Origin of the sequence: Nocardia sp. NBC_01009 (genome assembly GCF_045208035.1) — a bacterium.
Classification (GTDB): Bacteria; Actinomycetota; Actinomycetes; order Mycobacteriales; family Mycobacteriaceae; genus Nocardia.
On record NZ_CP108695.1, the window covers coordinates 2,763,448 to 2,776,653 of the forward strand.

The window sequence follows — 13,206 nt, forward strand, 5'->3', positions numbered from 1 at the left end:
CCCCTGTGACGATCCTCGGTATCGGCCTGGACTTGGTAACCATCTCCGAGTTCTCCGAACAGCTACAAAGGTCCGGAACCACCATGCTCCGGGAGAGTTTCACCGCGGGTGAGCGGCGCTACTGCCAGAGCAAGGGAACCGACCCCGCTCGCAGTTACGCAGCACGGTGGGCGGCGAAAGAGGCGGTGCTCAAGGCATGGGCATCGTCTCGGTTCGCCCGCCGCCCGCAGATCGGTGACAACCCGTACCCCCTGATCGAAGTGGTCAACGACGCGTGGGGCAGGCCGAGCATCAAGCTGCACGGCCTCGCCGCCGAATTCCTGCCCCGTGTAAGGGTTCACCTGTCGTTGACCCACGACGGCGACACCGCCGCCGCCATGGTCGTCCTGGAAGATCCGGGTGAACTGGCCGATCTCATCGATGGCCGCGAAGCGAGCGGCTAGTCGCGATGTCCCGCTCCGCTAGCGTTCGCTGGCGGAGCGGGATTCTTTTTCGGCGACGAGCAGGTAGGCGACCATCAGCCGCTTGAGCTCGGAGACGGCCTCGGCATGGCTTTGCTCGTCCTGAACGGAGAAGTTCAGCATCGAGTACACGACGTGCACGAGCACCTCGGCCATCATGGAGCGTCGCGACCGCGGGGTGCGCGGGGTCAATGGCCGCAGCATCCGGGAGATGACTTCGGCGAATTCTTTCTCGTGAATCGCACCGGTGGCCCGCGTCGACGGTGTCGACTGCATGGCGAGCCAGACCTCGCGCCGCGACGGGTCGGTCATCCACAGGTTGGCCAAATGGTCGACGAACTGGTTCATGTGCCGCAACCAGTCCAGCGACGGAATCTCGCCGTGGAAGTCGGCTAGTTCCTGGGAAACGGCAACGAGGTCTTGGCGATTCAGCTCGCAGACGATGACATATTTGTTGGCGAAGAACTGATACAGCGTGCCGATCGGCACCTCCGCCCGCGCCGCCACCTCTTCACAGGTGAACGACTCGAACCCGACCTCGACGAGCAGTTCGCGAGACGCCTGCAACAGTGCGTCGAACTTGCGTTTGCTGCGTTCCTGGGTCGGTCGACGCCGCGGCATGAGCTCCTGTGGGTCGTCCTGCAGGTCCAGCGCAGGGTCCAGACGTCGCTTAGACCTGGCCTCCGTGCGTACATCCACGCATCCAGGCTAGCGGTAGGGACACACGCGCGACACGCGCACGGCGCCTGTGTGTTGAGGACTGTCACATTTCACCACCCATCCAAAGCCGGATGTGGCCGCGAACACATAAGCGAGCCTGCGTGCATCTTGACCGCGTTACCGCGCAGTGCGTCCTCGCGCAAGCGGGGAAGAACCCGTTCGTGAGCTCGGCAAAACATTGGGAAGGCGTGATCTGTGGTGGCTCGATCTGTGGTAACCCTAGGCGTTTCCACCGAACGCGGCGCTGTTCACGCGGTAGCTCTCTCCGATTCCAGCGAGAGACTGCCTGAGCGCGTGCTGCTTCATCGGGTGGTAAAGACCGACGGCGACGGCAAGGCGGAATTGGCCGACGCCGTCGCGATAGCAATGGATGTACTGGCCGCCGAACTCGGCCCGGAGCAGGAGATCGGCGGTGCGGCTGTCACTTACCGCGATGCCGCCGAACGCCGGGCCATCGTCACCCGGCTGGCGTCCGGGCAGTGGCACTCGGCCTCGTTGGTGTCGGCGAAGGCCGCGCACCTCAACGTGGCAGGCGCCATGACGTGGCTGAACGAATTCGACAATCTGCTGATCTGCGATGTCGTTCCCGGCCATCAGGCGTTCACGCTGATCGATCGCAAGCGCAGCAGGGTCCTTGCGGCCAACAGCCAAACCGGAGGCTCGGCGACAGCCGAGTCGATGGGCGCGGCTGTGACAGCGGCCGGGGATCAATTCGAAGCGGCCGAGGTACGACCGGATGCCGTGGTGCTGATCGGATCGCTTGCGCGTGCTGCGGTGGTCGTCGCCGCGGCGGACGGATTCGGTGCGCCGGTGATTCCGTGCAAGATCGCGGCATCCGCGTCCGCGGTGGGTGCGGCGCTGTCCGCGATAGTCGACGTGGAGGAGTCCGACGCAACAGTGGAGCGGGTACACAACGGCCGTGTCACCGTTGCGCTGTTCGCGGCAGCCAGTGTGCTTGCGGGTGGACTGGCTGTCGGCGGCATCTACGCGGCGGGCGGTTTCTCGCGGTCGGCTACCGGCGCTGTCGTCGCGGATGCGCGGGTAGCCGCGGATACGCGTGTGGTCGGCGGCGAGATCGGATCGAATGCGGGCTCTGCGGTAGACCCCGGCGTGCACGACTCTCGTGATTCGGCGGGCAGAGGCCGGGGATCCATGACCGGCGAACTCGGCCCGGAGCCGACCACGGTCGTGGGGGATCTCCCGGAGTACTCGGCGCAGCGATGGGGCAGCGGCCAGCAGGATCGTCTGCTGTCGTTCACACCGTGGGACTCGGTCGCCGAGACCGAGTCCGCGCCGCAGCTGCTGCCCGGGACGGGCATTCCGGGCTCCACCACGAAGGTCGGCGCACCGAACGGCACGATGTTGTTCCCGGGTGAGAGTCCGCCGCCCGCGGCGTTCACACCCGAGTCCTATCACTGGTGGGACAACCACTTCCGCCTGATGCTGCAGTGGGCGTCGCAGCAGTTGCTGTCCACCTAGGCGGCATCGCACCGCAAGCGGAAACCACGAAAGGTCCGGCGCTGCCAGCGTCGGACCTTTCGCTTGTTCAGTCCGCGGTGCGGCGGCCGGAACAGAACGCCTGCCGCGATGAACCCGGCCAGCGCGATGCCTTCTAGTCAGGTTCGCGCCCAAGGGTGCGCTGACATTTTGGATTCGCGCCAGCGGATTTCGCTGCGAGGCAGAGAATTTCGCTCGAGTCGATGCGATCACCCGTCCGGCAGCACAATCGTCGAGCACGCATCGAAACGCGCCGTCAGAGGCCGATTACGCCACCGGAGACCTGCATGACCGAGTCACTCATTCAGCTGCCCACCGCTGGAGAATCTGTTATCGACACCTTCGACCGGATGATCCGGACCGGGCCCATCGTTCCCTACGAGCTGCCGGGCGGAGTTCGGGCCTGGATGGCGGTCAGCCATCAGGCGGTCAGCGAGGTCCTTGCCGGTGACGGCACGCTTTTCAGCAAGAACGCGAAGAACTGCCCCGTGATGCACGACGGGACCGTCCCGGCAGACTGGCCGTTACGCGTCCTGACCGACGCCGATCACCTGCTCAACAAGGATGGCGCCGACCACATGCGGATGCGGCGGGCCATCGCCCGCGCATTCACCCCCGTCCGGGTTGCCCAACTCCAACCGCGCATCCAGCGGCTCACAGACGACCTGATCGACAGATTCGCCGACCTGCCGGAGGTCGATCTCGTCGAGCACTTCACAATGCCGCTGCCCGTCGGGGTGATCTGCGAGTTATTCGGCGTACCGGCCGGTGATCAGTCGAAGTTCCGCGGATGGACCGCCACGCTGGTATCGCACACCAGCACCGGTGAGCAGACCCAGGCCGCCATGCAGGAAATGGCCGGCTACCTGACAGGGCTGGTCAGCGACAAGCACGCCAATCCCGGTGACGACCTGACCTCGGACCTGGTGCGGGCCCAGACCGAACACGGACTCGCCGACGCCGAGCTGGTCGAAATGCTGTGGATCATCATCGTGGCCGGTCACGAGACCACGATGCATCTGCTCGGCAATGCGGTGGTGGCTCTGTCCGCCAATCCTGACCAGCTCGCAGCGGCCAAGGACGGGGACCGTTGGTCCGACGTCGTCGAGGAGACCTTGCGCTACCGGAACGCGGCCTGCGCCATGTTCAACCGGTACGCCTTGAGTGATGTCCAGATCGCCGGTGTCGATATCCCCGCGGGTGCGATCGTGGGCTGGTACGCGGGTGTCGGACGCGATCCGCAGAAGCATACGGATGCCGACGTCTTCGATATCGACCGCGATAATTCTGATCAGCTGGCATTCGGTCGCGGTCCGCACTTCTGCCTCGGCGCGCATCTGGCCCGGCTGGAATCTCGCATCGCACTGGCCACCCTGTTCGGCCGGTTCCCGCAGTTGCGGCTCGCGTGTGATCCGGCCGAGATCCCTTACGCACCGCAGTTCATGACCAACGGCCCACTCTCTGTGCCGGTGCAGCTCCACACCCTCGACTGATCGGGCACGCCCTCCGGGCGGGAAGCTGTCAGACTTATGTCGGAACCCCACCGAGTGAATAGTGGAGATGAGCATCAGACCGACAGAGCAACCGTCATGCAGTATTCCGAGCTGACCGTCGCGAGCGCAACGGTGTGGACCGAGGTCACCGACCATTTCCTGACGGCGGACCACCGCTACCGTGACCCGGCTAACTGGTGGGCCCGGATCACGGTTCAGGAATCCTCGGGCTACACCCTGCTGCGCACACAGCAACGCGGCGACCACCTGATGAACCGCAGCCGCTCACATATCCGGGGTGGTCCGACCGATCACTGCTGGATCGTGTTCCCGAAACGGGGCGAATACGTCATCCAGCAGCCGGACCGGCTCACCCGGGTACCGCCACATCGTGGGTTCGTCCTCGAGCTGGACCGAATCTGCCGAGTGCTGCTACCCGGATCGACGGCCTACGCGCTCCGGCTCCCCCGCGCGCAGTTCAATCAACGGCTGCCCACCCGCGGCGTATCGCAGACGGTGCTCGATATGTCATCGGGTCTCGGCCGGGTCGTGGCGAGCATGCTCGCCACCACACATGCCGGGCAATCGAACCTGACGACGCTGGAATTCGACGCCGTCTGTGACCGCATCACCGAACTGTTGTGCCTGATGTTCATCGGCGACGTCGGGCCACAGCAGGCCCATGTGGCCGAAACCGTCGATGCCATCAGAGCATTCGTGCGTGCGAACATCGGGTCTGGTGACGTGCGGCTGCCCGCGGTGGCTCGTGCGCTCGGCTGGTCGCCCCGCCAACTGCGGTCGGTATTGCACCAGACCGGCATCACCTATCGGGAGCTCCGGCGGACCGAAGCACTGCGCACCGCACGCGATCTGCTGGCCTGCCCTGGCCCGCTTTCCATCGGGGAGGTGGCCGCACGCTCCGGATTCACCAACGCCGGATTCTCGACGGCGTTCAAATCCGAATACGGCGAAACGCCGAGAGATTTTCGGCGCCGCCGCCGGTCCGATCAACTCGCCGTGACACCACCCGGTCCCTGATCCGTCGTGCCGCGGCCGACACCGTTCGCGACTTCGTCGATGCCGACGACGACACGGCAACTGAGGACCCGTCAAGAAAAAGCCCAGCACCTCGTGCTTGGATCTTGGGTTCACGCGGTCGTCGCAACACACTCTCGATGTGAGGGGTCGGGGCGACCGTGTGAAACCGAGGTGAGGTGCGGGGCCTGATTCGTTTCTGAGCCACCTGTCATGCGGGAGATACCTGGAAGTCGCAGGTCAGCATGGATGCGGAGCGCTCCGTCTGGTTGCCGAGGCCACTACTTTCGTTTTCCCAGGATTCTTTCGATCTTTGTTGTCGTATGTGCGGCCTTGACGTTGTACTGGGCGACCTCGATCTTGCCCGCCTCGTCCACCAGGAAGGTGGAGCGGATGACCCCGGTCACCGTCTTGCCGTACATCATCTTCTCGCCGAACGCGCCCCAAGCGGTGAGCACGGTGCGGTCGGGATCCGAAAGCAACGGGAAGGTGAGCTTTTCGGCGTCGCGGAACTTGACCAGCTTCGCGGGCTTGTCCGGCGAGATGCCGATGACCTCGATCCCCGCACCCGCCAGTTCGGCGAGGTTGTCGCGGAAATCGCAGGCCTGCTTGGTGCAGCCGGGTGTGCTCGCGGCGGGGTAGAAGTAGACGATCACCTTGCGGCCGCGGTAATCCGACAGCGCCACGTCTTTGCCGTCGGCATCGGGGAGCGTGAAATCGGGGGCGGTATCACCGGGGGAGAGTCGTTGGTTGTCGGTCACGCCTTGCACGGTAACCGAAGGCCATGACAGTGCGTAGATGATGGCTAGACTCGTGGCAATCAGACACAGGAGGAGATACGTGGCTAGGGATACCGAGCAGATCGAGCGGGAGATCGAGGCCGCGCGAACACAGCTCGCGGGCACGCTCGACGAACTTGCCGTGCGGGCGGATCCGCAGCGAATCGCGGACGAAACCAAGCACATCGTGCTTGCCAAGCTGAACGAGCCGAAGGTGAAGTACAGCCTGATCGGTGCGGGCGTTGTCGTCGTCGGGCTGGTGCTGCTCAAGATCTTCCGCTGACGGAAAACGAAACACCCGGTGTGGTCTGCCACACCGGGTGTTTCGTTTTTTCGGGCTGTTAGACCGTCGGGCAGGCGAATCCATCGCCGTCGGGGTCCAGGTGCGGGCCGTAACCGGGTTCGCCACGGAAGATCGGCGCCCGACCGGCAGCACGGGCCGCGTCGCAGTTGGCGAAGGCGCCACCCGCCGAGCCGGTCTGCGACATGCCTGCCGAGCCGGTCGCGGCCGAGCCGGTGTCGATGGCGGACGATCCTGTTCCTGCGGAACCGGTGGGAGCGGCCATGGCGGCGGGCGCCGCAAGGAAGGTCAGACCCGCGACGGCAGCGCTGACGGTGAGCCGGCGAACGTTCATGTATTCCTCTATGTGTTTGCTGCGGTGGATTGGCGCCGAAGGAGGGAGGCGCCGCATCCACTGTTGTGACGGGCCGCTCGGTTGTCAACCGGGCTACATGCGAATGTTGTGCGCGCAACGCCGCAATTACGCGCCGAGGTGCTTTCCCGCCACGTGTTCGGCCGGGATATTTCCCATTCGTCCGGCTTGGAAATCCTCGACGGCTCGGATGATTTCGGCGCGGCTGTTCATCACGAAGGGGCCGTATTGGACGACGGGCTCATTGATGGGCCGGCCGCCGAGTAGCAACACCTCGAGATCGCCGGTGTGATCGTGCTGTCGGGCATCGGCCGAGACGGTGATGGAGTCGCCGCGACCGAAGACTGCGAGCTGGCCCTCGCCGATCGGCCTGCGTTCCGCGCCGACGGTGCCGCTGCCGGACAACACGTATGCCATCGCCGTAAATTGTTGCGGCCATCGTGTTTCCAGCTGTCCGCCGGCGCTGAGGGAGGCGTGCGCGTATGCGATGGGGGTGTAGGTCGAGCCTGGGCCCGCGAATCCGCCGATCTCGCCGGCGATCAGTCGTACGAGCGCGCCGCCGTCGTGGGAGCTCACCAATGTCAGCTCGGAACCGCGCAGATCCTGGTAGCGCGGTGCGGCCATCTTCAACGCACGCGGCAGGTTCACCCACAGTTGGACGCCGTGGAACCAGCCGCCGGAGGCGACCAGCTCTTCCGGCGGCACCTCGTCGTGCAGGATGCCGGAACCCGCGGTCATCCACTGGGTGTCGCCCTCGCTGATGACGCCGCCCCCGCCGTTGGAGTCGTGGTGCACCATGGTGCCGTCGAGCATGTAGGTGACGGTCTCGAAGCCGCGGTGTGGATGCCACGGCGCGCCTTTGGCCTCGTGCGGCTCATAAGCCACCGGACCCATCTGGTCGAGCAGGATGAACGGGTCGGCCGAGCGCAGGTCCATGCTCGGGAACGGCCGCCGGACTTCGAAGCCCGCGCCTTCGCGCTGCTTTTGCGCGGTGCTGATGCTGCGCACCGGACGCTCGCGCGTCGGCTCGGTCGGCCTGGGCAGGCGGGGCAGAACCATGATGTCGGGGACGGTGATGGCGGGCACGGGCACCTCCTGGCAGGTTTGGTGTCCATGTCAACCAAAGGCTGGCTAGGATAATTCCCGTGGTCCGATGGTTGAGCGATGACGAGCAAACGACCTGGCAAGCCTTCATCCGGCTGCGCCAGCGAATGGACGCGGCGCTGGCCGCGGGCTTCGCCCAGGACGGCTTGTCGCCGGCCGACTACGAAATCTTGGTGCCGCTGTCGGCCGCGCCGGACGGCTGCCTACGCGCCAAGGAGCTCGGCGCGGAGATCTGCTGGGAGAAGAGCAGGCTCTCCAAGCATCTGGCTCGCATGGCTGCCCGCGGGCTCGTCGAACGCCGCCCCGCGCAGGAAGACGCCCGCGGCATCCTGGTGGAACTCACCGCGGCCGGGCGGGAAGCGCTCGAACGTGCCGCACCGAACCATGTCGATCTGGTCCGTCGCCTGTTCATCGACGTGCTGACACCCGCGGAGGCGAGGGCGCTGCGCTCGCTCGCGGACAAGGTGGTGGCCGAGGCGGAATGCAGCACCGGCCTCAACCTCTGAGCGCCCGTCACCACGGTGTGATCGGCGGCTTCACCCACATCAGCTTCTCGTCGGTGTGGTTGCGCTGTGCCGCAGCATGATTCGGATGGTGCCCGGCCCAGGCGTCCTTGTCGTCGAGGAGTCGGGCGACGGCCGCCCAGGTCTCGTCGGTGCTCGGCGGATTCGTTGCCGCGGCACGCGCGAGCTTGCGCCGCAGCGCCGCAGGCATGGCCAGCAGTTCGGCTCCGGTGATTCCGCGATCCCAGATATAGCCCGCGAGCCGTCGCGCCTTCTCGGCGCGGCTCTTCGACGCGGAGTCGGAGTGGGCGTAATCGGTCATGGCGCATTCCGCATCGGTGGTGGTTGGTCCCGGTCGACCCTAGCGGACGACAACGCCTCCCCGGCGATCGCCGGGGAGGCGTTGTTCTTGCGTGCTGTCGGATCAGTAGGCCGAGTTCACGTTGTCCATCGAGCCGTACCGGTTGGCCGCGTAGTTGCAGGCTGCGGTGATGTTGGCGACCGGGTCCCAGATGTCGAAGGGGGTGCCGTCGACGTGGTAGGCGGCGAAGGTCGGGTCGATGACCTGCAGCAGGCCCTTGGAGGGGATGCCCGCGGCGGCGTTGGAGTCCCACAGGTTGATGGCCTGCGGGTCGCCGCCGGACTCGCGCATGATGTTGCGGTGGATGCCGTCGTAGCTGCCGGGGATGCCCTTGGCGCGCATGATGTCGAGGGACTGCAGGATCCAGCCGTTGAGGTTGTTCTCGTAGACCGGAGCGGGCGGCGGCGGGAGCACTTCGGGCATCGGAGGCAGGGCAGGCAGCGCGGGCATGGCAGGAAGCTCGGGCAGCGCGGGCAGTGCCGCTGCATCGGCCACCGGGGCGGCGGCTACCGGGGCGGCCTGCTCCTCGGCGACCATGGCGACGCGAGACGGGACGCTGTCGTCTGCCACGGACACTGCGGAAGAAGCGGCGACGGCGATGATGCCCGCTGCGGCGATCGCGAAGGTGAAGCCTTCGCGGAGTGAGGGACGGTGGAAGGAGAAGAAGCGTCTGTCATGCATTGCGAAATCGGTTCCTTGTTCGGGGACTGGGGTTCGATCCGGGCATGCCTGGCAACACGGATCCATGGCGGGCGTCAGGTGTGGGTGCTCGCCGAATTCGGTTTTTATGCGGTTTTCGGATTTTGTTGTGAAAGACGGGGATTCGGTTCCCCGTGCGGGCGGCTCAGGTACCCGGGGCAATCGCCCCACGGGTGCCGCTGTCATCGAAAGGGAGTATTGCGGTACCCTTCGGTGCCGCGCGGTACTCCAGTGACCGCGAGTGAACATCTTGCTGTTGCGGTCGTTTTCCGAATGTCCGTGGATTACTCCGCGGCCTAACCAAACTGCCGGTCTGTTCTGGACCTGATATCAGGATGGTCACGACCGGTTAACGGAAGGTAAACGAAAGATGAATCGGGGGATTTCTCGATCTTGGATTACCAAGATCATGCAGGTCGACACCCTATGTATGCGGGGAGTTTGCCCCTAAACTCAATGTGATGCAGGTCACGTAAATATAACGGTAACGCACGACACCTTTATCGTTTTGTGCCCTACCAAGACGCCGGACGCACCCTTCCGGGGGCCACGACGCGAGCCAATGTGTTACGTAATTCGGTGATCTTGGAATCGCCAAGAACGGCCGTCCATTGTGCGGCGAAATTCGCGGCAGCGGCATCGGCCGCACGCGTGCAGGCCCATCCTCGTTCGGTCAATGTGATCAGTCGCGCGCGGGCGTCGTCGGGATGCGGATTGCGTTCGGCGTATCCCTTACGCACCAATTCGTCCACCAGTTGACTTGCCGCCTGCTTGGTCACCGCGAGGTGCTCCGCGAGCTCGCCGACGGTCGCGCCATTCGGTGCCATCCGCACGAACGCGAACCCGTGGGCGGGTCGTACATCGTCGAATCCGGCCGCTTGGACGCCGCCGTGGATCACATCCGTCGCCGTCGCGCCCGCCGCGAGCAGCAGCAGGGCGAGATCCTGCCCCTGGCGCAGTGTCGAAGCGGGCTTCAGGTCCGTCATGAATTCCATCTTGACACATATGGTCAACATGCTTGACTATCTAGTCAATCTAATTGACTAAATGAAGGAGCAAGACATGCCTGTGATCCGTGCCGCCGAAGCCCAGGTCCACGAAATGCACAACGCCCGCTTCACCTCCTACATCCGTCCTGAGACGGGCAGCACCGAACTGTGTGTCTGGCAGACCGGAATCGATCCGGGCACGGTGGGAGTAGGCCACAAGATCCTGCGTGAGGAGGCTTTTGTCGTCATCAGGGGCGCGGTGACGCTGCACATCGATGGTGAGGCGTCGGCGCTGGAACCCGGTGACGCGGCCATCGCGCCCGCGGGCTCGACCATCAGCCTGGACAACACCGGATCGGAGCCCGCGGCGCTGGTGGTGACCGTTCCGGTCGGATTCGCTGCAGAGCTCGCCGATGGCACCCGCCTGACCCCGCCATGGGCGAGCTGAGGCCCGTCGGCACGAGCAGGGTTGTGGCGGCCTGGCAATCCAGCACCTGGATTGCCAGGCCGCCGAGGTAATCAGGCCAGGGTGCCGAGCTCGTCGCTCACCAGGCCGGAGATCGTTGCGAAGAATGCGGCGATGCCGGGCAGGTTCGGGCCCTTGGCGCGGGAGGCGGTGAAATCCGCCTCGGAGCGCCACTCCACCACGTCGAGCCACTCGTCATTCGGCAGGCGAACCAGCCGGGCTCCGAGGAACCCCTCGCGGTCGGCATCGAAATCCGCGACCATCCCCGGCCTGGCGGCCAGCATCTCCTCGACCTTGTCCGGCGCCACCGTGAAACGGGTCAGCTCTACCGTCACTGCCATTACTGCCTCCTTGTCGTAGCAACGGTGCTCAACCCTGGCCGCGGCCGAACTGTTCCGCGGGTGTTCAGCGGCCGATGAGCTCGAGCAGGGGATCGTGGGGCAAGGCGGGTGAGAGGTGGTGATCGCGGCCGGTCATGTCCTGGTCGGTTCACCAGGAGCGCATTCAGCACCGCTTCTTCTACGCAGTGCGTGACGGCCTCGTAGAACAGATTCATCCGATGCCACGGCATGGTCGTGTGGGGCTCCAGCTCCGCCTCCGAAATCGACTGCGGTGGTAACGATGTCGATGTCTCGCGGTCGTTGGCGGTGGAGAGTGGCGATCGTGCTCGAACCAATCGGTCGTCTCCACGCGGTGATATCGAGATCCGGTCCGCGCGCGGTCCCACTCCCGAGCCGATCACACCCGACGGTGTCGCGCGTGGCGAAGGACACACCCGGCGTGATCTGATTGTTGGCAACAAAAAATCCCCCGTCGACATGGTGTCGAGGAGGGATTTGGTTTTGCTGTGCGCCATCAGGGACTCGAACCCCGAACCCGCTGATTAAGAGTCAGCTGCTCTGCCAATTGAGCTAATGGCGCTTGCTCCGTGTTCCGGTGCGGGACAGACATTAACAGGCCGAGGGCGCAGAAGTGAAATCGATATCCGACCGGGGGCGTCGGTCGAGTTCGCGAGGGGTGTTAACGCCCGGTGGGGTAGTCGGGATCTAACCGGTGAACTCGCCTGCGTCGGCGCTACGTTCGCGTTGGTTCGGGCTTGCGGAGCTGGCAGAATATCGGGCGTGGTCTCGACCGATCCCGCCGGCGCGGTGGGTTGAGCTAGCAATCGGTTGGATCCGAAGCCATCGGTGCGCTTCTTGGGCGCACCGGGACTTGAAACGGGGTTGAGATGAGCGTTGCGCAGGGTCGACATCGGACGATGGGGAAAGTCACTGCACCTCTGGTTGTGTTCGCTGTGTTCGCGCTGGTCTTATCGGCGTGCTCGTCGGGCAGCGCCGACAGCTCGCAGGTTGCCATCGACCGCAACCCCATCACCGAACTGATCAAGCCGAAGCTGTTGTCCCCGGTCAAGGACGGTGACGTGGGGGTTTCGCCGGGTATGCCGATGGTCTTCAAAGCCGACGACGGCAAGTTCACCGCAGTGACATTGCTCAACCCGCAGGGTGAGTCGGTGAGCGGCAAGCTGGCCGCCGACGGCCGGTCCTGGGAGACCACCGAGGTGCTCGGCTACGGCAAGGCCTACCGGCTGCGCGCCGACGCCATCGGCCTCGGCGGGGCGAACTCCACCACCTTGAGCTTCACCACCAGCTCGCCGGACAGCCAGACCCATCCCTACCTGCTGCCGGGTGAGGGTGAGGTGGTCGGCATCGGGCAGCCGGTCGCGGTGCAGTTCGACGAGAACATCCCCGACCGCAAGGCCGCCCAGAATGCGATAAAGATCACTACCGAGCCCGCGGTAGAAGGCGCGTTCTACTGGGTGAACAACCGTGAGGTCCGGTGGCGGCCCGAGCACTTCTGGGCGCCGGGCACCAAGGTCACCGTCGAGGTGAATGTCTACGGCAAGAATCTGGGCAACGGCCTGTTCGGCCAGGACAACATCCACTCTTTCTTCACCGTCGGTGACGCGGTGGTCTTCACCGCCGACGACAACACCAAGCAGGTGACCGTCGAGCAGAACGGCCAGGTCGTGCGGACCATGCCGACCTCGATGGGCAAGTCGAGCACGCCCACCGACAACGGCGTCTACATCGTGAGCGACCGGTTCGAGAAGATCATCATGGACTCCTCGACCTACGGCGTTCCGGTGGGTTCGTCCGATGGCTACAAGACTCCGGTCGACTACGCGACCCGCCTCTCCTACAGCGGCATCTTCTTCCATTCCGCGCCGTGGTCGGTCGGTCAGCAGGGGTATTCGAACACCAGCCACGGCTGTCTGAACCTGAGTCCGGCCAACGCCCAGTGGGTCTATCAGAACGCCAAGCGCGGCGACATCACCATCGTCAAGAACACGGTGGGCGGCACCCTGTCGGGTGTCGACGGCCTCGGTGACTGGAACATTGCGTGGCCGGAATGGAAGGCGGGCAACGCCGACGTCCGGTGACGAAGG

16 protein-coding genes and 1 tRNA gene are annotated in these 13,206 nt (G+C 65.0%); 8 read left to right on the plus strand and 9 right to left on the minus strand.

Annotated elements, in window-relative coordinates:
• Positions 1-5 precede the first annotated feature (5 nt).
• Entirely contained in the window at positions 6-443 is a 438-nt protein-coding gene (locus OHA42_RS12285; RefSeq protein WP_328410217.1) for a holo-ACP synthase, read from the plus strand.
• An 18-nt stretch (positions 444-461) separates the two neighbouring features.
• Here OHA42_RS12285 and OHA42_RS12290 read toward each other — a convergent pair whose 3' ends face one another.
• On the minus strand, positions 462-1,082 hold the full coding sequence (locus OHA42_RS12290) for a TetR/AcrR family transcriptional regulator (RefSeq protein WP_328412790.1): 621 nt from the start codon (positions 1,080-1,082) through the stop codon (positions 462-464).
• A gap of 408 nt (positions 1,083-1,490) precedes the next feature.
• On the opposite strand from OHA42_RS12290, the gene OHA42_RS12295 reads away from it, so the two are divergent.
• The 3 genes from OHA42_RS12295 (at position 1,491) to OHA42_RS12305 (ending at position 5,209) form a co-directional block, all read left to right on the plus strand.
• Complete coding sequence (locus tag OHA42_RS12295; RefSeq protein ID WP_406236875.1) at positions 1,491-2,660, plus strand: hypothetical protein; 1,170 nt, start codon at positions 1,491-1,493, stop codon at positions 2,658-2,660.
• 305 nt (positions 2,661-2,965) lie between these two features.
• Positions 2,966-4,171, plus strand: a complete 1,206-nt coding sequence (locus tag OHA42_RS12300) for a cytochrome P450 (protein ID WP_406236876.1) — start codon at positions 2,966-2,968, stop codon at positions 4,169-4,171.
• 96 nt (positions 4,172-4,267) lie between these two features.
• A complete protein-coding gene (locus OHA42_RS12305) occupies positions 4,268-5,209 on the plus strand; it encodes a helix-turn-helix domain-containing protein (RefSeq protein ID WP_406236877.1) in 942 nt (313 codons plus the stop codon).
• Positions 5,210-5,487: 278 nt separating this feature from the next.
• Here OHA42_RS12305 and bcp read toward each other — a convergent pair whose 3' ends face one another.
• Positions 5,488-5,967 carry a thioredoxin-dependent thiol peroxidase gene (bcp, locus tag OHA42_RS12310; RefSeq protein WP_406236878.1) on the minus strand — a complete coding sequence of 160 codons (480 nt, stop codon included), beginning with the start codon at positions 5,965-5,967 and terminating at the stop codon, positions 5,488-5,490.
• 79 nt (positions 5,968-6,046) lie between these two features.
• Here bcp and OHA42_RS12315 point away from each other — a divergent pair, with 79 nt between their 5' ends.
• Complete coding sequence (locus OHA42_RS12315; protein WP_406236879.1) at positions 6,047-6,268, plus strand: DUF3618 domain-containing protein; 222 nt, start codon at positions 6,047-6,049, stop codon at positions 6,266-6,268.
• Positions 6,269-6,326: 58 nt separating this feature from the next.
• Here OHA42_RS12315 and OHA42_RS12320 read toward each other — a convergent pair whose 3' ends face one another.
• Together OHA42_RS12320 and OHA42_RS12325 are read right to left on the minus strand one after the other, a co-directional pair.
• Positions 6,327-6,620: an excalibur calcium-binding domain-containing protein gene (locus tag OHA42_RS12320; protein WP_328410226.1), complete on the minus strand. Its 294-nt coding sequence runs from the start codon at positions 6,618-6,620 to the stop codon at positions 6,327-6,329.
• 126 nt (positions 6,621-6,746) lie between these two features.
• Complete coding sequence (locus tag OHA42_RS12325; RefSeq protein ID WP_406236880.1) at positions 6,747-7,724, minus strand: pirin family protein; 978 nt, start codon at positions 7,722-7,724, stop codon at positions 6,747-6,749.
• Between the two features lie 59 nt (positions 7,725-7,783).
• On the opposite strand from OHA42_RS12325, the gene OHA42_RS12330 reads away from it, so the two are divergent.
• Positions 7,784-8,248 (plus strand): MarR family winged helix-turn-helix transcriptional regulator, encoded by a 465-nt coding sequence (locus tag OHA42_RS12330; protein ID WP_406236881.1) that lies wholly within the window; start codon positions 7,784-7,786, stop codon positions 8,246-8,248.
• Positions 8,249-8,255: 7 nt separating this feature from the next.
• On the opposite strand, the gene OHA42_RS12335 is transcribed toward OHA42_RS12330, so the two are convergent.
• The 3 genes from OHA42_RS12335 to OHA42_RS12345 form a co-directional block, all read right to left on the minus strand.
• Entirely contained in the window at positions 8,256-8,567 is a 312-nt protein-coding gene (locus tag OHA42_RS12335) for a hypothetical protein (protein ID WP_328410228.1), read from the minus strand.
• A 102-nt stretch (positions 8,568-8,669) separates the two neighbouring features.
• Positions 8,670-9,287, minus strand: coding sequence for a transglycosylase SLT domain-containing protein (locus tag OHA42_RS12340; protein ID WP_406236882.1), 618 nt, complete (start codon positions 9,285-9,287; stop codon positions 8,670-8,672).
• A gap of 533 nt (positions 9,288-9,820) precedes the next feature.
• Positions 9,821-10,291 carry a MarR family winged helix-turn-helix transcriptional regulator gene (locus OHA42_RS12345; protein WP_406236884.1) on the minus strand — a complete coding sequence of 157 codons (471 nt, stop codon included), beginning with the start codon at positions 10,289-10,291 and terminating at the stop codon, positions 9,821-9,823.
• Positions 10,292-10,367: 76 nt separating this feature from the next.
• Between OHA42_RS12345 and OHA42_RS12350 the strand changes: the two genes are divergently transcribed.
• Positions 10,368-10,742, plus strand: a complete 375-nt coding sequence (locus OHA42_RS12350) for a cupin domain-containing protein (RefSeq protein ID WP_406236886.1) — start codon at positions 10,368-10,370, stop codon at positions 10,740-10,742.
• A 71-nt stretch (positions 10,743-10,813) separates the two neighbouring features.
• Here the strand turns inward: OHA42_RS12350 and OHA42_RS12355 are convergent, their stop codons facing one another.
• Positions 10,814-11,101: an antibiotic biosynthesis monooxygenase gene (locus OHA42_RS12355; RefSeq protein ID WP_328410234.1), complete on the minus strand. Its 288-nt coding sequence runs from the start codon at positions 11,099-11,101 to the stop codon at positions 10,814-10,816.
• A gap of 507 nt (positions 11,102-11,608) precedes the next feature.
• Positions 11,609-11,681: transfer RNA gene (locus OHA42_RS12360), tRNA-Lys, on the minus strand.
• A gap of 307 nt (positions 11,682-11,988) precedes the next feature.
• Between OHA42_RS12360 and OHA42_RS12365 the strand changes: the two genes are divergently transcribed.
• Positions 11,989-13,200 (plus strand): Ig-like domain-containing protein, encoded by a 1,212-nt coding sequence (locus OHA42_RS12365; RefSeq protein ID WP_406236889.1) that lies wholly within the window; start codon positions 11,989-11,991, stop codon positions 13,198-13,200.
• Positions 13,201-13,206 lie beyond the last annotated feature (6 nt).